A 15,712-nucleotide genomic window follows, 5' to 3' on the forward strand; every position below is an offset into this window, starting at 1 on the left:
GAAATGCAGCTCCACCACCTTCGCACGCATCGCAGTGACGAGAACCTCGCCCGCGAGGGCCAGCTCGCCTGGAAGCTCGCGGGTATCGCGACCGACCCGGTCGAGCTCGACGACGACGTCGTCGACATGGTGGTGAACCGCGTCATCGACAACGCGGCCGTCGCGGCCGCCGCGATCGCCAGGGGCCCTGTCGTCTCGGCCCGCAGCCAGGCGCTCGCCCACCCCGTCTCGATCGGCGGCGACGGCGCCACCGTCTTCGGTGCGGATGCCGCGCGCCGCACCTCGCCCGAATGGGCGGCATGGGCCAACGGGGTCGCCGTGCGCGAACTCGACTTCCACGACACCTTCCTCGCGGCGGAGTACTCGCACCCCGGCGACAACATCCCGCCGATCGTCGCCGTCGGCCAGCACCTCGCGGCGCACCGGGGCCTCACCGGGCGCGACGTCGTGCGCGGCATCGCCACGGGCTACGAGATCCAGATCGACCTCGCGAAGGCGATCTCGCTGCACCAGCACAAGATCGACCATGTCGCCCACCTCGGCCCCTCGGCAGCTGCCGGCATCGGCACCCTGCTCGGCCTCGATCAGGAGACGATCTTCCAGGCCATCGGCCAGGCGCTGCACACCACCACCGCGACCCGGCAGTCCCGCAAGGGCGAGATCTCGACGTGGAAGGCGCACGCCCCCGCGTTCGCCGGCAAGATGGCCGTCGAAGCTGTCGACCGTGCGATGCGCGGCCAGACGAGCCCAGTGCCGATCTACGAGGGCGAAGACGGCGTCATCGCGTGGCTCCTCGACGGTCCGGATGCCTCGTACGAGGTTCCGGTGCCCGACGAGGGGGAGGCCAAGCGCGCCATCCTCGACTCGTACACGAAGGAGCACTCGGCCGAGTACCAGGCGCAGGCGTGGATCGACCTCGCACGCAAGCTGCACGAGGAGTACCCGCTGATCCTCGACGACCCCGAGCGCATCGAGTCGATCACGCTGCACACCTCGCACCACACGCACTTCGTGATCGGTTCGGGCGCGAACGACCCGCAGAAGTACGACCCCGACGCGTCGCGCGAGACGCTCGACCACTCGATCCCGTACATCTTCGCCGTCGCGCTGCAAGACGGCACGTGGGATCACGCGGAGTCATACTCGCCCGAGCGTGCGCACCGCGCCGACACCGTCGCACTCTGGAAGAAGGTCTCGACCGTCGAAGACGAGGAGTGGACGCGGCGCTACCACTCGAACGACATCGACGAGAAGGCGTTCGGCGGCCGAGTGGTCATCAAGCTCGCCGATGGCGGCGAGATCGTCGACGAGATCGCCGTGGCCGACGCGCATCCGCTCGGCGCCCGGCCGTTCGCCCGAGAGCAGTACGTGCAGAAGTTCCGCACGCTCGCCGAGTGGGCGCTCACGCCCGATGAGATCGAGCGTTTCCTCGACGTCGCGCAGCGTCTGCCCGAGCTCGGTCCCGACGAACTCGGCGGCCTCACCTTCACCGTCGCGCCGGGGGCGCTCGTGGGCGTCGACATCCCCGAGGGGCTCTTCTGATGCTGTACGCCACGACGACCCCGGCCGAGAAGCGCCGGCTCTTCCGCGAGCGGCTCGCAACCGGCGAGCTGCTGCGCTTCCCGGGCGCATTCAACCCGCTCTCGGCGCGGCTCATCGAGCAGAAGGGCTTCGACGGGGTCTACATCTCGGGCGCCGTGCTGTCGGCCGACCTCGGCCTGCCCGACATCGGCCTCACCACCCTCACCGAGGTCGCGGGTCGTGGCAAGCAGATCACACGCATGACCGAGCTGCCCGCGATCATCGACGCAGACACCGGGTTCGGCGAACCGATGAACGTCGCGCGCACCGTGCAGGAGATGGAAGACGCGGGGCTCGCCGGCCTCCACATCGAAGACCAGGTGAACCCGAAGCGCTGCGGTCACCTCGATGGCAAGCAGGTGGTCGACGAGGCCACCGCGCTGCAGCGCATCCGTGCCGCCGTCGATGCCCGGCGCGATGCGAACTTCCTCATCATGGCGCGTACCGACATCGCCGCGGTCGACGGCCTCGACGCCGCGGTCGACCGCGCGAAGGCGCTCGTCGACGCGGGCGCCGACGCGATCTTCCCCGAGGCGATGCGCTCGCTCGCGGAGTTCGAGGCGGTCCGCAAGGCCGTCGACGTCCCGCTCCTCGCGAACATGACCGAGTTCGGCAAGAGCGAGCTCTTCACCGCGGCGCAGCTCGAAGGCGTCGGCATGAACATCGTCATCTGGCCCGTTTCGCTGTTGCGCCTCGCGATGGGCGCCGCGGCGCGCGGCCTCGACGAATTGACGGATGCCGGTGCGCTCACCGGCAAGCTCGACGAGATGCAGCACCGCGCCGACCTCTACGAGCTCATCGACTACGAGGGCTACAACCACTTCGACACGAGTATCTTCAACTTCACCGTCACCAGCTGAGAACCGTTCCCCGAGCTCGTCGAAGGGACTCGCCCTTTGCTCGCTTCGACAGGCTCAGAGAGCGAAACCGAAAGGACATCACATGGCAGAGCAGGAGATCTACAAGGGCTTGGCCGGAGTGCCGGTCGACTATACGGCGGTTTCGAAGGTGAGCCCCGAGTCGAACTCGCTACTGTACCGCGGTTATCCGGTGCAGGAGCTCGCGGCATCCGTCACGTTCGAAGAGGTCGCCTACCTGCTCTGGTACGGCGAGCTGCCGGACGATGCGCAGCTGGCCGCGTTCGAAGAACGCGAGCGTTCCCTTCGCGGTCTCGATCACGACGTCAAGCGCGTCATCGACGAGCTGCCGCTGACCGCCCATCCGATGGACGTCGTGCGCACGGCCGTCTCGGTCATCGGCGCGAGCGACCCGGCAACGCCCGACGACAGCGTCGAGGCGAACCTCGACAAGTCGATGCGGCTGTTCGCGAAGCTGCCCTCGATCGTCGCCTACGACCAGCGCCGCCGGCACGAGCTCGAGTTCGTCGAGCCCCGCGACGACCTCGGCTTCTCGGCGAACTTCCTCTGGCAGACCTTCGGCGAGGCGCCAGAGCTCGCGGTCGTCAACGCCTTCGATGTGTCGATGATCCTCTACGCCGAGCACTCGTTCAACGCCTCGACATTCACGGCCCGGGTGATCACGAGCACCCTCTCGGACCTCTACTCGGCGGTCACCGGCGCGATCGGCGCCTTGAAGGGCCCCTTGCACGGCGGCGCCAACGAGGCCGTCATGCACGCCTTCGACGAGATCAAGACGGCGGATGCCGCGGCCGCCTGGCTCGACGACGCGCTCGCCGAGAAGCGAAAGATCATGGGCTTCGGCCACCGCGTCTACAAGAACGGCGACTCGCGGGTGCCGACGATGCGCGACGCGCTCGAGCGCATGGTCGAGCACTACGACCGGCCCGACCTGTTCGAGCTCTACCTCGCCCTCGAGACCGCGATGGGCGAGCGCAAGGGCATCAAGCCGAACCTCGACTACCCGGCCGGTCCCGTCTACCACCTCATGGGGTTCGACACCCTCACGTTCACGCCGCTGTTCGTCGCGAGTCGCATCACCGGCTGGACCGCCCACATCATGGAGCAGGCCGCGTCGAACGCTCTCATCCGTCCACTGTCGGTCTACAACGGCGTCGACGAACGGCACGTTCCCGCGAAGGGATGATCCCGTGACCCACGTCTTCCTCGAGATGACGATGACGCTCGACGGCTTCACTGCCGCGCCGGGCGTGAGCCTGGAGCATCCGCTCGGCCTCGACGGCGAGCGTGTGCACGAGTGGAGACGCGTCCCGATCTTCGATGGCGCTGTTCCGCTCGACGACAGCAACGGCCTCACGAGTGTCGAGCCAGACCAGATCGACCGCAATGCCGCATCGCGCATGTTCGAGACGACGGGCGCGTTCGTGCTCGGGCGTCGCACGTTCGACGTGGGCGAGTGGCCGTGGGGCGATGAGCCGGTGTTCGGGCGGCGCCCCTGCTTCGTCGTCACGAGCCGCGAGCGCGAGCCGTTCGAACGCGGCGGCTCGCGCTTCGAGTTCGTCACCGGCGGGGTCACCGAGGCGGTCGCACGGGCGAGCGAGGTCGCGAGCGCTGCATCCGTCTGCATCGTGGGAGGCGCGGAGGTCGCGAGACAGGCGCTCGCCGCAGGGCTCGTCGACGAGGCGCGGCTCCACCTCGTGCCGGTGCTGCTCGGCGGTGGCAGCAGGCTCTTTCCCGACGCCGCTTCGCACCGGGTGGAGCTCGAGCCGATCAGTGTCGAGCAGGGCGCGCGGGCCACGCACCTGCGGTATCGGCTCTTGCGGCCCCCGCTGGTCGAGTAGCGCCCGACGAAGGAGGACGTGTATCGAGACCACGCACCAGGTCTCGATACGCTCGATACGCTCGCTTCGGTTGCTACTCGACCAGCGGGAGCGGGAGATCGTGCTTCTCATTGTGGCTTCCACCAACGATGGATGATCGACCACGATTCGGGCATACAGTCGTGGATTATGCACATGTTCTTCCGCACCCTGCTCCACGTGCTGTTCCTCTCGCGGCGCAAGCCCGATCTCGGGCACTTCGAGGTCGCCCGCACGAAATTCATCACGCTGCCGACCGACCTCGACATCAATCGGCACATGAACAACGGCGTGTACTTCTCGATCATGGACGTCGCCCGCTTCGACATGCTCGTGCGAAGCGGCGTCTGGGACATGATGCGCGAGAAGGGCTGGTACCCGGTCGTCGCGAGCGAGACGATCACGTTCCGCAAGTCTTTGCAGCTCTGGGATCGGTTCACGATCGAGTCGCGACTCGTCGGGCACGACGACAAGGCCGTCTACGTGGAGCAGCGCTACGTGCGCCCTTCGAAGGGCGCAGGGGGCAAGCCTGGCGAGCCCGAGGTGTACGCGCAGGGCTTCATCCGCGCGCGGTTCCTCAAGAAGGCCGGCGGCACGGTGCCGATGTCCGAGATCGTCGAGGCGCTCGGCGTCTCGGGCGCCGATGAGATTCCCGACTGGATCGAGCGGTGGGGTGCGGATGTCGCGCTGCCGTCCACTCGCGCTGCTGCGCCGTCGGTCTGGCGCTGACGAAGCCCTAGCTCAGCGCCTTTCTGGGCACCACGACCTCCTTGATGATGAGCAGGATGCCCGCGGCGACGGGAATCGCGACGAGCGCGCCGGGCAGCCCGGCGAGCGTCCCGCCGGCGAGCGCTGCAATCAGCACGATCGAGCCGGGCACCTGCACGGCCTTGCTCATCACCCGAGGCGTCAGGATGTACGCCTCGACCTGCATGTAGACGAGCATCGCGATGAGCACGATGAGGGCAGCGACCGGCGACACGAAGAGCGTGAGCACCGTCATCACGGCCGTGGTCAGCACGGTTCCGATCAGTGGGATGAGCGTGATGAAGAACGCCGCGACCGAGATGACGAGCGCGAACGGCTGACCGACGAGGAGCAGCAGGATGAAGCTGTACACGGCGTTGAAGAATGCGAGCACAACCATGCCGCTGAGGTAGCGGCCGACGTTCTGCATGATGCGCTCGGCGTAGTCGACGACGCGCTCCCGGTGCGACGCGGAGATGAGCGTGTAGATCGCCCGCTTCGACGGATCGAGGGTCGCGGTGAAGTAGATGGTGAGGATGAAGATGAAGAACGCGCTTGAGATGCCGCCGAGGACCGCGATGCCCACGTTCAGCGCTCCGCCGCCGATGGTCGCCCAGAACGTCGGGTCGCTGATGGTGTCGACGACCCATTTGTAGGCCGACCCGAGCAGTCCGTCGGAGCCGGCCTGCACGTCTTTGAACCAGTCTTCGGTCTGCAGCTGCTTGTACATCGCAGGGAGACCCTTGACGAAGGCCGAGGCCTGGGTGATGACGATCGGCAGTACCAGCCACAGCATCCCGGCGATCACGAGGATGAACAGGACGATGACGGTGACGATCGCGACTCCGCGCTTCATGCCGTGACGTTCGAACCACCGCACGAGCGGATCGAGGCCGAGCGTGATGAACGCCGCCGCGAGCACCGAGAAGACGACGCTCGAGATGCTGGCGAAGGCGGCGGCGATGGCGAGGGCGACGAGCACGCCGAGGGTCGCGACGAACGCCCACTGGAACGGCTTGTTCGCCATGAGGTTCGACTGGCGCTCGCGCCAGCTCGGTGCGGCCGTGGTCTCTCGCGCTCGACGCTCGATGCTCTTCACGGCGTCAGTCTAGGGCTGGGTCCGCCTATCGCCTCGGAGCGCGCCGCGCAAGATCAATGCCGCGCCGCGCTGGGGACGGCGAGTTCACGGTAATGCGGCGAGAACGACGGGTAGTACGTCTCCCATGCGGGCAGCGGTGCCCTGGCACGCGTCGCGGCGAGCCGGTCGAGGTAGTAGTCCCAGCTGGGGCCGATGCTCGGGGCATCCGCTGCACTGTGCAGTCGCTGGCCGAGTGTGAGGGTCGTCATGCCGCCGCCCTCGACGAGGTGGCAGAAGACCCGGAAGCCGGTCGGGCCGGGGCCGGAGTCGGCCAGGAACCGATGGGGGGCATCGCATTCGAGAATGCTGACGTTCTGCCACTCGGCCTCTTCGCCCTCGGCGCCCATGCGGAAGCGCACCCCGCCGGTCGCGGGGCTGCCTGTGTACGTGCCGATCCAGGCGCGCATGGCGGTCGGATTCGTGAGACTGAACCAGACGTCTTCGATTGGGGCGTAGAAGAGACGGTCGAACTGCAGGTACAGGCCGTCGTCTTTCAGCACGTAGTGCCCGGTCGGTTTCGCGGTCATCTTCGGCCCCCGTTCGCTCGTTCCCTCAGGCTAATGCCGTCGGTGTCGATCTACCAGTGCGCGCATGCCCGACACTAGAGTGTGGCCATGGGATCGAGCGGCGGACGCAAGCGGGCGTCGAATGGGCATGCATCAGCGGGCGCGAAGACGTCATCGTACGGGCAATCGGCGAGCAGTGAACGAACGCTCGACATCGACCCGGAGAACAACAAGTCGGGGCTCTGGGGTTCGCTCGCGGGCCTCATCGTGTTCGCGTTCATCGCCATTCCGCTGTCGGCTGCGTTCTCGTTCGCGACGAACCCGGGCACGCAGCAGCTCTTCGCTGGGCGACTCTCCGAGGCGACGACGGGCGGTTACCAGGCGTTCTGGTGGATCGTGACGATCTTCCTCCTCGCATTGCCCTTCCTCGTGGGCTACGGCGTCGCGAAGCTCTCGGTGAAGTCGCTGACGATCGTGGGCGCGGTCATCGCGCTCTTCATCATCGCGATCATGGTGCTCGGGCAGCTCTTCGTCTTCTAGCGGTCTGCTGGTTGAGCCTGTCGAAACCAGTCCGTCGACACGTGTTGGTTGAGCCCGTCGAAACCAGTCCGTCGACACGTGTTGGTTGAGCCCGTCGAAACCAGTCCGTCGAAACTTCGCCGGCCGCGTTGATATACCATACCATGCGGTATGGTATGGGAATGAGCATCGTTCCCGACCCGGTGTGGCCCGTCGTCGTGCTGGCGCTGATCCAGCTTGCCGACGGAGTGATGAGCGCGAAGCCGCTGCCGTTCATCGCGAGGTGCTTCGATGACGTCGGCTTTCCGCGGCGATGGTGGTGGGTGCTCGCGCCGATCAAGTTCGCCGCCGCGGCCGGCCTCATCGCCGGCATCTGGATCCCGTATCTCGGCGTCGTCACGAGTGTCGCGCTCGTCGCCTACTTCTTGGTCGCGATCGGCATGCACATCGCCGCGCGGGACTTCGGACGCAACCTGTTCCTGAACGCAACGGGAATGCTCGTCATCTGCGTCGCCACGTTGCTGTACAGCTTCGTGCTCTGAGACTCGTGCTGAGGCCCGGTCAGTCGGAGCGAGCCCCGGGCACCGCGTCGAGCAGCAACTCGTACACCGCGCGCAGTTCGGTCGCCGAGATCGGCGGCACAGTGGCCGCGGCCCCGAGTGACACGAGGTACGGCACGAGCGCAGCGGTACGCGCCGCGGCATCGGTCTCCGTGGCCGATCGCCAGGCCGCCTGCAACGCGTCGATCACCCGAGCGTCGATACGCGCCTGCGTCGCTCGGGCCTCGGGGTCGGTCGAGGCCCACGCCCGCACCGCCCGATCGAGCTCCGCGCGGCGGATCGAGGTGTCGTCGGAAGTGGCGAGGTCGGTGAGCCAGGCGAGGGTCGCGCGGGTGCCATCGCCGCGCCGCGCGTCGATCGCCGCGTCGAGCGCGGCCAGGGTCGACTGCTCGTAGTGCTCGAGCAGCGCGGTGCGGTAGCCGGGCGCACCCGCGAAGTGGTGGTGGAACGACCCCTTGGTGACCCCGAGTCGTGCAGCGAGCCTGTCGATGCGTAAGCCGTCGGCGCCCTCGTGCGCGAGCACGTCGAGGCCCTCGTCGAGCCAGTCGGTACGTGAGGTCGCCATGCAGTCACCATACCGGAGAGTATGGTGCGGCTCTGGCGGAAGACGCGGTCACGACGGTCAGGTGACGGCGTTCCCTGAGCCTGTCGAAGGGGTCTCGAGCACCGCCATCGCCGCATTGTGGCCGCCGATGCCGCTGACCGCGCCGCCGCGCACCGCTCCCGAACCGCACAGCAGGATTTGCGGATACGCCGTGGCGACGCCCCAACGCTCGGCGGTGCTGGTGAGCGCGGCGCCCGGCTCCGCCCATGGCCACGACAGCGGCCCGTGGAAGATGTTGCCACCGGGCATCGCGAGCGCCTCCTCGATGTCGCGCGTCGTCTTCGTCTCGATGCACGGGCGGCCCGCGGCATCCGTGGCGATGACGCCCTCGATGGGCTCTGCGAGCACTGAGTTCAGGGAGGCGAGCACCCCTTGTTGCAGCCGCTCACGCAACTCGTCGGTGCCGAAACGTTCGAGCAGTCGGTGCGGTACATGCAGGCCGAAGACGGTCAGGGTGTGGGCGCCGGATGCCGCGAGCTCGGGGGAGAGGATCGACGGATCGCTGAGCGTGTGGCAGTAGACCTCGCAGGGCAGTAGCGCGGGGATGCGGCCGCGGGCGGCCTCGCCGTACGCCGTCGCGAGCTGTGACTCGAGCTCGTTGATGTGGAAGGTGCCCGCGAAGGCCGTCTCGGGCGAGACCTCGGTGTCGCGCAGTCGCGGCAGGCGCGTGAGCAACAGGTTCACCTTGACCTGTGCGCCCTCGGGGGCGGTGAGGTGGCGCAGGCGCTCCTGCACGACCGGGGGCACGTCGAGCCGCTCCTGCGGCGAAAACGGGCGTTGGTCGCGCGGTGCGACCGGCGCACCCGGTGCAGCCGCCGCGGCATCCCGTCGGGTGCGGGCGATCGCGGACCCGGTCGCGATGAGGCGATCGAGCACCGCCGGCGCGACATTGGCGAGCATCGTGGGTGCGGAGACCTCGTGTTCCGCGCCGTCGAGCCGGTACCGCACGCTGCCGCTCGGATCGACCGCGAGCACTTCGGCGCCCGTGACGAGTTCGGCGCCCGCCTCACGCGCAGCGCGCGCGAGCTCGTCCGTGATGGCGCCCATGCCGCCGACGGGCACATCCCAGTCGCCCGTGCCGCCACCGATCACGTGGTACAGGAAGCACCGGTTCGCATCGAGGGCGGGGTCGTCGAGGTCGGTGAAGGTGCCGATGAGGCCGTCGGTCGCGACGACCCCGCGCACGAGGTCGCTCGTGAAGCGGGCATCGATCGTGCCGCCGAGGGGCTGCTCGATGAACTCGTGCCAGACGCGGTCGTCACCGACGAGCGCTCGCGCCTCGTCACGGGTGGGCAGTGGCTCGGTGAGGCTCCGGAAGAGGGCCTGCGCGAGGCGGCCGGTATCGGCGGAGAAGGCGTTCCATGCGTCGGCGTCGGCCGCGGCGTCGACTCGCGCGAAGGCGGCGGCAGCGCTCCCTGAGCCCGTCGAAGGGGTGCCGAGCCCGGCCTCATTGTCGATGAGCAAGCCGCGCTCGGGGTTGCCGGGGTCGGGCGTGTACGACGAGTAGCGCCGCCGCACGAGGCGCACATCGAGGCCGAGTTCATCGATGATGCGCTGGGGCAGCAGGCTCACGAGGTACGAGTAGCGCGAGAGGCGCGCGTCGACGCCGTCGAACACTTGGGCCGAGACCGCCGCTCCGCCGAGGTGGTCGTCGCGTTCGAGGAGCAGCACCCGCTTGCCGGCGCGCGCGAGGTAGGCGGCTGCGGTGAGGCCGTTGTGGCCACCGCCGAGAATCACGACGTCGTGGGGCATCCCTCGAGCGTAGGCGACGTAAGCCTGAGTGGAGGGGGCATCCGCTCGCCGCCGCCGCCGTCGCCGTCGCCGTCGACGTCGGCACCGTCGAATCGGAGGTGCTCGTGAAGATCGGGCCCGACGCGGCCATGGACGGCGACCGGCTCGGCTACGCCTCCTACCGGGTCGCCGATGACGTCACCCAGCACCTCGCGCAAGGACTGGGCGTTTACTCGTTCTTCGATCCGACGATCAACGGCAGGCGAGCACTCCACGTACAAGGTGCCGTACACCGGAACGAGCTGCGGCAAGAAGTAGCGGTTCGGCGACACGACGAGGGGCGAGCGGATGTCGCATCCGCTCGCCCCTCGTCTGGTGCCCGTGATCAGTGAGCGCGACGCATCGCACGCACGCCGACCACGATGCCGATCGCGCACGTCACGACCGCGGCGATGATGCCGCCGACGACCGCCGGGGCGCCGAAGTCGCCCGAGAGCAGCGCGCGCTCGGCGCCGACGAGGTAGCTCAGCGGGTTGATCGCGGCGGCGACCTGCATCCACGCGGGGCCGTCGTCGAGCGGCAGCAGCATGCCCGACAGGATCATGAGGGGGAACAGCAGTGTCTGGTGCACCATCCAGAACATCCAGTCCCGGTTGCGGCAGGCGAGGGCGAGCGAGTAGCTCAGGGCGCCGAACCCGATGCCGAAGACGGCGAGCACCGCGAGGCCCGCGATGAGCCCCGGCACGTCGAGCGTGAACCCGAACGGCACCGCGACGAGCACGACGATCGTGCCCTGGATGACGAGCGGCACGACCTCCTTGAGTGCGCGGCCGACGAGTAGGGCGCTGCGGGAGAGGGGTGCCACGAGCGTGCGCTCGTGCGAGCCGGTCTGCATCTCGAAGAGCAGGTTCGCGCCCGTCGAGGCCGTGCCGAAGAGCGCGACCATCACGAGGATGCCGGGCACGAACCACTGCAGCGTGCCCGCGACGTCACCGCCAGCGGCGCCGACGAGCAGCGGGCCGAACAGGCCCAGGAAGACGAGCGGCTGCACGAGCGAGAACATGACGCTGAACGGGTCGCGCACGAGTGGCCGCGACTCGCGCACGAAGACCGCGGCGGTGTCGTGGAAGAAGCCGGTGGGGCGGGCGGTGGTGTCGATGGTGGTCATGGGGTTCTCCTTCAGTTGGTGGTCTGTGGGTTGAGGAGGCCCGCAAGGGCCCTCTCGAAACCGGGGTCGATCGGTGGGGGGTTTCGAGACGCTCGCTTCGCTCGCTCCTCAACCCGCGGGGTTCGCTCGCTCCTCAACCCGCGAGGTTCGCTTGCTCCTCAACCCGCGGGGTTCGCTCGCTCCTCAACCCGCGAGGGCGGGCTCGGCCTCGGGGCGCGCCGCCTCCTCGCGGAGCGTGCGGCCAGTGAGGGCGAGGAACACGTCGTCGAGGGTCGGCTGGCGGTGCGTCGCCGCGACGACGTCGAGGCCGGCGTCACCGAGCGAGCGGATGTAGTGGGGGAGCGCCCGATCGCCGCCGGGAGCGGTGACCGTGACGACCGGCCCCGAGACCTCGCCGCCGATGCGGGCCGCGGCTGCCGCGGCATCCGTCGCCGAATCGAAGGTGAGGCTCACGCGGTCGCCCGCGAGCGACTCCTTGAGCGCCCATGCCGTGTCATCGGCGATGACCTGACCGTGATCCATCACCATGACGCGCTCGGCGAGCTGGTCGGCCTCGTCGAGATAGTGCGTCGTGAGGAAGATCGTCGTGCCCGTCTCACGGCGGAGCTCGACGATGTGCGCCCACAGGTTCGCCCGGCTGTGCGGGTCGAGGCCCGTCGACGGCTCGTCGAGGAAGAGCAGCTCGGGCCGGTGGATGAGCCCGAGCGCGATGTCGAGCCGGCGCTTCTGGCCGCCCGAGAGCGACTGCACCTGGCGACCGGCGACCTGCTCGAGTTCGAGCGACTCGATGAGTTCGGCGGCCCGGGCACGGGTCTCGCGGCGGCCCATGCCGTAGAAGGCGCCCTGGGCGTGCAGCTCGTCGCGCACACGCTGGGTGTGCCCGCCCGAATTGCCCTGCCCGACGTAGCCGATGCGGCGCCGCACGCCTGCGGGGTCGCGGCGGATGTCGCTGCCGGCGACGATCGCGTCGCCGCTCGTCGGCGGGAGCAGGGTGGTGAGCATGCGAAGCGTCGTCGACTTGCCGGCGCCGTTCGGGCCGAGGAAGGCGACGAGCTCGCCGGCGTCGACCGCGAGGTCGACGGAACGGACGGCCTCGACGGTCTTTCCCTTGACTGGGAACGTCTTCGTGAGGCCCTGAGCGGAGATCATCTGGTTCGTCATATCCACAGTATTTCGAGGCATCCGGACAGTTTCTGTCCTGATGGATGAGAAACTTGGGACATGGCCGCAACGACCACGAGAACCCTCGAACTCCTCTCCCTGCTGCAGAGTCACCGGCACTGGTCGGCGCACGAACTCGTCGACCGGCTCGGCGTCTCCGACCGCACGCTGCGCCGCGACGTCGATCGGCTGCGCGAGCTCGGCTACGGCATCGAGTCGGCGCGCGGCAGCACCGGCGGCTATCGACTCGAGGCCGGCACCGGGCTGCCGCCGCTGCTCCTCACCGACGACGAGGGCGTCGCGATCGCCGTCGGCCTGCGCTCGCAGGCCACCGCCGGGTTGCGCGGCGCCGAGCACACGACGATCAGCGCGCTCGCGAAGATCGAGCAGGTGCTGCCGCCCGCGCTGCGTCGGCGCATCGAAGCCCTGCAGTCGCACGCCGCCGTCGGCACGGGCGGGCCCGGTTCGACTGGCTCAGGCCGACCGGCCCCCGAGATCGACGCCGAACTGCTGGGCCTCCTCGCGCTCGGATGCCGCGACTCCGAACGACTGCGATTCACGTACACGGATGCCGCGGGCACGGCGTCCGCCCGCGTCATCGAGCCGTACCGGCTCGTGCCGGTCGCCCGCCGCTGGTACCTCCTCGCCTGGGACCGCCAGCGTGAGGATTGGCGCACCTTCCGCCTCGACCGCATCAGCGAAGTCTTCCCGACGCGGGTGCATTTCGAACCGCGGCCCATGACCGATGAGGCCGCGCGTGCGCGAGTCGAGGCCGCGGTGCGCTGGCGCGACCGCACGGTGAAGGCCAGGGTCGTCGTCGAGTTGCCGCAGCGCGTGCTCGCAGAGCACCTCGGCTGGTACGGGCGCGATGTCGTCGCGATCGATGCCGATCACTGCGAATGGCCGCTCGAGGCCGACGCCGTGCAGAACCTGCTGATGGCGCTCATGTGGATCCCGAGCGGTGTGGGCTACCGCGTCGAAGGGCCGCCCGAGGTGATGGAGTTCCTCGCCGCCCAGGCCGACCGGTTCGCCGCGGCATCCGCTCGACAGTGAGGTGCGTGCGTGCGTGCGTGCACGCGCTGCAGGCTGCAGGCTGCGATCATCGGCGAATGTCGGTCGCACTTCGAACGTCGCGCGCGGCTTGCGCATTGGCCATGGGGCCTACGCTGTACGCGGCAGGGTTCCGATCTCGGCGCCCGACTCGTCGAAGAAGGTCATCGTGTCGCCGTCCACCGTCGCGGTCGCGTTCGTGTTCAGCCACTGATCGACGCCCTCGCAGGCCATGAGCGTCTGCGCGCCGCCGGTGAACTCGATCGTGTCTCCGGTCATGACCCAGGTGGCACCGGCGAACGAGTTGCAGCCGTCGTTGCCGCTCGCCGAGCCGTCGGCGGCGATGATGATGAACGGCTGGCCGAGCGCGCCATCAGCGGACTCCGTGCCCCAGGTGCCCACGAACGCAGCCTGGTCGATGCCGGCAGGGTCGACCGAGGCTTCAGGGGTCGGCACGTCGTGGCTCGATCGTTCGAGGGTGCCGATCTCGGCGCCGTCGGCGTCGAAGACGGTGAGCGTCTCGCCCGAGATCGTGCCGGTCGCGAGAGCTGAGAGCCAGGTGTCGACGCCTTCGCACAGCATGCGCGTCGAGGCGACGTCGGTGAAGCTGATCGTGTCGTCGTCGTCGCTCCAGCTGCCGATGAGGCGGTTGCAACCGTCGGTGCCGGTCAGCTTGCCGTCGCCGGCGAGGACGAGCGACGGTTCCGTGGTCGAGGTGGCGTCGCCCCACGTGCCTTCGGGATCGGTGGGTGCTTCCGACCCCGTGCCGGCATTGCCCGCGCAGGCGGTCAGTGCCGCTGCCGCGAGCAGGATCGTTCCGGACAGTGCCCAACGCTGCATCGTTCGTGACATGGCCACAGCGTATCGAGGGTGCTCTTCAGCGTGCCGCAGGCGTCGCCGTTGCGCGCGCAGCGCGCGCGAGCGCATCGCGGCAGGCGACGACCGCGGGCCGGGCGGCGGCGGCGTGCCGGGTCGAGGTGAAGACCTCGCGTTCGGGATGCCCCGGCAGGTCGATGAGCGCCACGCTCGGCGTCTCCCCGGCCCACACGAGGTCGGGGAGCAGGCCCACCGCAATGCCCGAGCGGATCAGCCGGATGTGCGCCATCAGGTCGGCCGTCTCGAAGCGAACGTCGGGTTCGAACCCGGCCTCGCGGCAGAGCTGCTCGGCCCAGTCGCGCGACGCCGTGCCCACGGGTTCGAGCACCCAGGGTATGTCGGATGCCGCGGCGAGCGCCGATGGCGCCCCCATCTCCCGTCCCTCCCGTTCCCCTCGCCCTCCACGGCGTCGAGAGTGCGCGTCGTGTCCCTTCGGCCCGTCGTTTCCAACGTTTCGCGCACTCTCGATGATCGTGGTCGCCGCAGCAGTGGCGGCGGCCGCAGTGGTGGGGCGGGCACGTCGCGACGACGGTTGCGGCGGCAACGCCAAGCGGATCGTGTCGGCGACGAGGTGCACGCGGTCGAGCTCCTCGCGATGTGCGCGGGTGTGCCCTGGGTACTGCTCGGCGATGACGAGGTCGAAATCGCGGGCTGACACTTCGAAGAGGCCGACGTCGGGCTCGCGTTCGGTGACCTCGACCCGAAGCGCGGGGTGTTCGGCGCGCAGGAGCGTGAGGGCTTGCGGCACCACGGCGTGCGCGGCCGACTGGAACACGGCGATCCGCACCGTGCCGCCGACGGCGGTGAGCGAGCGGGCGACATCCGATTCGGCCTCTTCAAGTCGGTCGAGCACGGCGCGCGCGTGGCCGACGAGCACTTCGGCCTGAGGGGTCAGCTGCACGCGTCGACCGACCTGCACGAGCAACTGCACGCCCGCCTCGCGTTCGAGCTGACTGAGCTGTTGCGACACGGAAGACGGGCTGTACGAGAGGGCGTCGGCGACCGCCGAGAGGGTGCCGCGGTCGGCGAGCTCCACGAGTAGTCGTAGGCGCCGCACGTCGAGCATGGGTTCTTCCCTCCCGCTCCCCGAGCTTTCCGTTCCCTGAGCTCTTCGTTCCCTGAGTTTTTCGTTCCCTGAGCTCGTCGAAGGGAACTCATCGATGGTGCGTCGGTTCGCTTCGACAGGCGCACCGAACCTATCGGTTCTACTGAACAGTATCGTTCAGATTCATTCGCTTTACCGAACGGATGCCTCGGCGCATACTGAACCCGACAGGCGCGCGACCCCGGCGCGCCCGCCCTTCGACCCGCTCAGGATCCAGAAAAGGACACTA

Annotated in this window: 17 protein-coding genes; 9 read left to right on the forward strand and 8 right to left on the reverse strand. The window is 68.8% G+C overall.

From position 1 onward, the window contains the following. Positions 1 to 3: 3 nt before the first annotated feature. From AC1C2T_RS04650 to AC1C2T_RS04670, 5 genes are all read left to right on the forward strand, one after another. Positions 4 to 1,542, forward strand: coding sequence for an MmgE/PrpD family protein (locus AC1C2T_RS04650; protein WP_495384410.1), 1,539 nt, complete (start codon positions 4 to 6; stop codon positions 1,540 to 1,542). Continuing rightward, positions 1,542 to 2,441 carry a methylisocitrate lyase gene (gene prpB / locus AC1C2T_RS04655; RefSeq protein WP_495361396.1) on the forward strand — a complete coding sequence of 300 codons (900 nt, stop codon included), beginning with the start codon at positions 1,542 to 1,544 and terminating at the stop codon, positions 2,439 to 2,441. The genes AC1C2T_RS04650 and prpB overlap by 1 nt, the downstream gene beginning before the upstream one ends. Positions 2,442 to 2,523: 82 nt before the next feature. Then, entirely contained in the window at positions 2,524 to 3,645 is a 1,122-nt protein-coding gene (locus tag AC1C2T_RS04660) for a bifunctional 2-methylcitrate synthase/citrate synthase (RefSeq protein ID WP_495384411.1), read from the forward strand. A 4-nt stretch (positions 3,646 to 3,649) separates the two neighbouring features. Further along, positions 3,650 to 4,300, forward strand: a complete 651-nt coding sequence (locus AC1C2T_RS04665; protein WP_495384412.1) for a dihydrofolate reductase family protein — start codon at positions 3,650 to 3,652, stop codon at positions 4,298 to 4,300. A 174-nt stretch (positions 4,301 to 4,474) separates the two neighbouring features. Further along, positions 4,475 to 5,047, forward strand: a complete 573-nt coding sequence (locus tag AC1C2T_RS04670) for an acyl-CoA thioesterase (RefSeq protein ID WP_495361393.1) — start codon at positions 4,475 to 4,477, stop codon at positions 5,045 to 5,047. Between the two features lie 7 nt (positions 5,048 to 5,054). Here the strand turns inward: AC1C2T_RS04670 and AC1C2T_RS04675 are convergent, their stop codons facing one another. Both AC1C2T_RS04675 and AC1C2T_RS04680 read right to left on the reverse strand, forming a co-directional pair. Beyond that, the gene (locus AC1C2T_RS04675) at positions 5,055 to 6,164 is read right to left on the reverse strand and encodes an AI-2E family transporter (RefSeq protein ID WP_495384413.1); all 1,110 of its coding nucleotides are present in this window, start codon (positions 6,162 to 6,164) and stop codon (positions 5,055 to 5,057) included. A gap of 53 nt (positions 6,165 to 6,217) precedes the next feature. After that, positions 6,218 to 6,730, reverse strand: a complete 513-nt coding sequence (locus tag AC1C2T_RS04680; RefSeq protein WP_495384414.1) for an SRPBCC domain-containing protein — start codon at positions 6,728 to 6,730, stop codon at positions 6,218 to 6,220. An 87-nt stretch (positions 6,731 to 6,817) separates the two neighbouring features. Here AC1C2T_RS04680 and AC1C2T_RS04685 point away from each other — a divergent pair, with 87 nt between their 5' ends. Together AC1C2T_RS04685 and AC1C2T_RS04690 are read left to right on the forward strand one after the other, a co-directional pair. Then, the gene (locus AC1C2T_RS04685) at positions 6,818 to 7,249 is read left to right on the forward strand and encodes a hypothetical protein (protein ID WP_495384415.1); all 432 of its coding nucleotides are present in this window, start codon (positions 6,818 to 6,820) and stop codon (positions 7,247 to 7,249) included. A 161-nt stretch (positions 7,250 to 7,410) separates the two neighbouring features. Beyond that, complete coding sequence (locus AC1C2T_RS04690; protein ID WP_495384416.1) at positions 7,411 to 7,770, forward strand: DoxX family protein; 360 nt, start codon at positions 7,411 to 7,413, stop codon at positions 7,768 to 7,770. A gap of 19 nt (positions 7,771 to 7,789) precedes the next feature. Here the strand turns inward: AC1C2T_RS04690 and AC1C2T_RS04695 are convergent, their stop codons facing one another. Further along, on the reverse strand, positions 7,790 to 8,353 hold the full coding sequence (locus tag AC1C2T_RS04695) for a TetR family transcriptional regulator (RefSeq protein ID WP_495384417.1): 564 nt from the start codon (positions 8,351 to 8,353) through the stop codon (positions 7,790 to 7,792). Positions 8,354 to 8,410: 57 nt separating this feature from the next. After that, entirely contained in the window at positions 8,411 to 10,144 is a 1,734-nt protein-coding gene (locus AC1C2T_RS04700) for a phytoene desaturase family protein (RefSeq protein ID WP_495384418.1), read from the reverse strand. Positions 10,145 to 10,248: 104 nt separating this feature from the next. Here AC1C2T_RS04700 and AC1C2T_RS04705 point away from each other — a divergent pair, with 104 nt between their 5' ends. Continuing rightward, a complete protein-coding gene (locus tag AC1C2T_RS04705) occupies positions 10,249 to 10,515 on the forward strand; it encodes a hypothetical protein (protein WP_495384419.1) in 267 nt (88 codons plus the stop codon). Here the strand turns inward: AC1C2T_RS04705 and AC1C2T_RS04710 are convergent. Continuing rightward, a complete protein-coding gene (locus tag AC1C2T_RS04710) occupies positions 10,509 to 11,291 on the reverse strand; it encodes an ABC transporter permease (protein ID WP_495361385.1) in 783 nt (260 codons plus the stop codon). The genes AC1C2T_RS04705 and AC1C2T_RS04710 overlap by 7 nt on opposite strands. A 183-nt stretch (positions 11,292 to 11,474) precedes the next feature. Further along, complete coding sequence (locus AC1C2T_RS04715; protein ID WP_495384420.1) at positions 11,475 to 12,452, reverse strand: ATP-binding cassette domain-containing protein; 978 nt, start codon at positions 12,450 to 12,452, stop codon at positions 11,475 to 11,477. A gap of 60 nt (positions 12,453 to 12,512) precedes the next feature. Here AC1C2T_RS04715 and AC1C2T_RS04720 point away from each other — a divergent pair, with 60 nt between their 5' ends. Further along, complete coding sequence (locus AC1C2T_RS04720; RefSeq protein WP_495384421.1) at positions 12,513 to 13,505, forward strand: helix-turn-helix transcriptional regulator; 993 nt, start codon at positions 12,513 to 12,515, stop codon at positions 13,503 to 13,505. A gap of 108 nt (positions 13,506 to 13,613) precedes the next feature. Here the strand turns inward: AC1C2T_RS04720 and AC1C2T_RS04725 are convergent, their stop codons facing one another. After that, positions 13,614 to 14,354 carry an META domain-containing protein gene (locus tag AC1C2T_RS04725; RefSeq protein ID WP_495384422.1) on the reverse strand — a complete coding sequence of 247 codons (741 nt, stop codon included), beginning with the start codon at positions 14,352 to 14,354 and terminating at the stop codon, positions 13,614 to 13,616. Between the two features lie 25 nt (positions 14,355 to 14,379). Then, a complete protein-coding gene (locus tag AC1C2T_RS04730) occupies positions 14,380 to 15,444 on the reverse strand; it encodes a LysR family transcriptional regulator (protein WP_495384423.1) in 1,065 nt (354 codons plus the stop codon). Positions 15,445 to 15,712: the final 268 nt, after the last annotated feature.

It is taken from the genome of Agromyces sp. Y558, assembly GCF_059445415.1.

Coding starts and splice junctions, on each gene's coding strand:
- AC1C2T_RS04725 (WP_495384422.1), bottom strand. CDS start 14,354: ATGTCACGAACGATGCAGCGTTGGGCACTGTCCGGAACGATCCTGCTC.
- AC1C2T_RS04690 (WP_495384416.1), top strand. CDS start 7,411: ATGAGCATCGTTCCCGACCCGGTGTGGCCCGTCGTCGTGCTGGCGCTG.
- AC1C2T_RS04670 (WP_495361393.1), top strand. CDS start 4,475: ATGTTCTTCCGCACCCTGCTCCACGTGCTGTTCCTCTCGCGGCGCAAG.
- AC1C2T_RS04715 (WP_495384420.1), bottom strand. CDS start 12,452: ATGACGAACCAGATGATCTCCGCTCAGGGCCTCACGAAGACGTTCCCA.
- AC1C2T_RS04700 (WP_495384418.1), bottom strand. CDS start 10,144: ATGCCCCACGACGTCGTGATTCTCGGCGGTGGCCACAACGGCCTCACC.
- AC1C2T_RS04710 (WP_495361385.1), bottom strand. CDS start 11,291: ATGACCACCATCGACACCACCGCCCGCCCCACCGGCTTCTTCCACGAC.
- prpB (WP_495361396.1), top strand. CDS start 1,542: ATGCTGTACGCCACGACGACCCCGGCCGAGAAGCGCCGGCTCTTCCGC.
- AC1C2T_RS04720 (WP_495384421.1), top strand. CDS start 12,513: ATGGCCGCAACGACCACGAGAACCCTCGAACTCCTCTCCCTGCTGCAG.
- AC1C2T_RS04730 (WP_495384423.1), bottom strand. CDS start 15,444: ATGCTCGACGTGCGGCGCCTACGACTACTCGTGGAGCTCGCCGACCGC.
- AC1C2T_RS04660 (WP_495384411.1), top strand. CDS start 2,524: ATGGCAGAGCAGGAGATCTACAAGGGCTTGGCCGGAGTGCCGGTCGAC.
- AC1C2T_RS04695 (WP_495384417.1), bottom strand. CDS start 8,353: ATGGCGACCTCACGTACCGACTGGCTCGACGAGGGCCTCGACGTGCTC.
- AC1C2T_RS04680 (WP_495384414.1), bottom strand. CDS start 6,730: ATGACCGCGAAACCGACCGGGCACTACGTGCTGAAAGACGACGGCCTG.
- AC1C2T_RS04650 (WP_495384410.1), top strand. CDS start 4: ATGCAGCTCCACCACCTTCGCACGCATCGCAGTGACGAGAACCTCGCC.
- AC1C2T_RS04685 (WP_495384415.1), top strand. CDS start 6,818: ATGGGATCGAGCGGCGGACGCAAGCGGGCGTCGAATGGGCATGCATCA.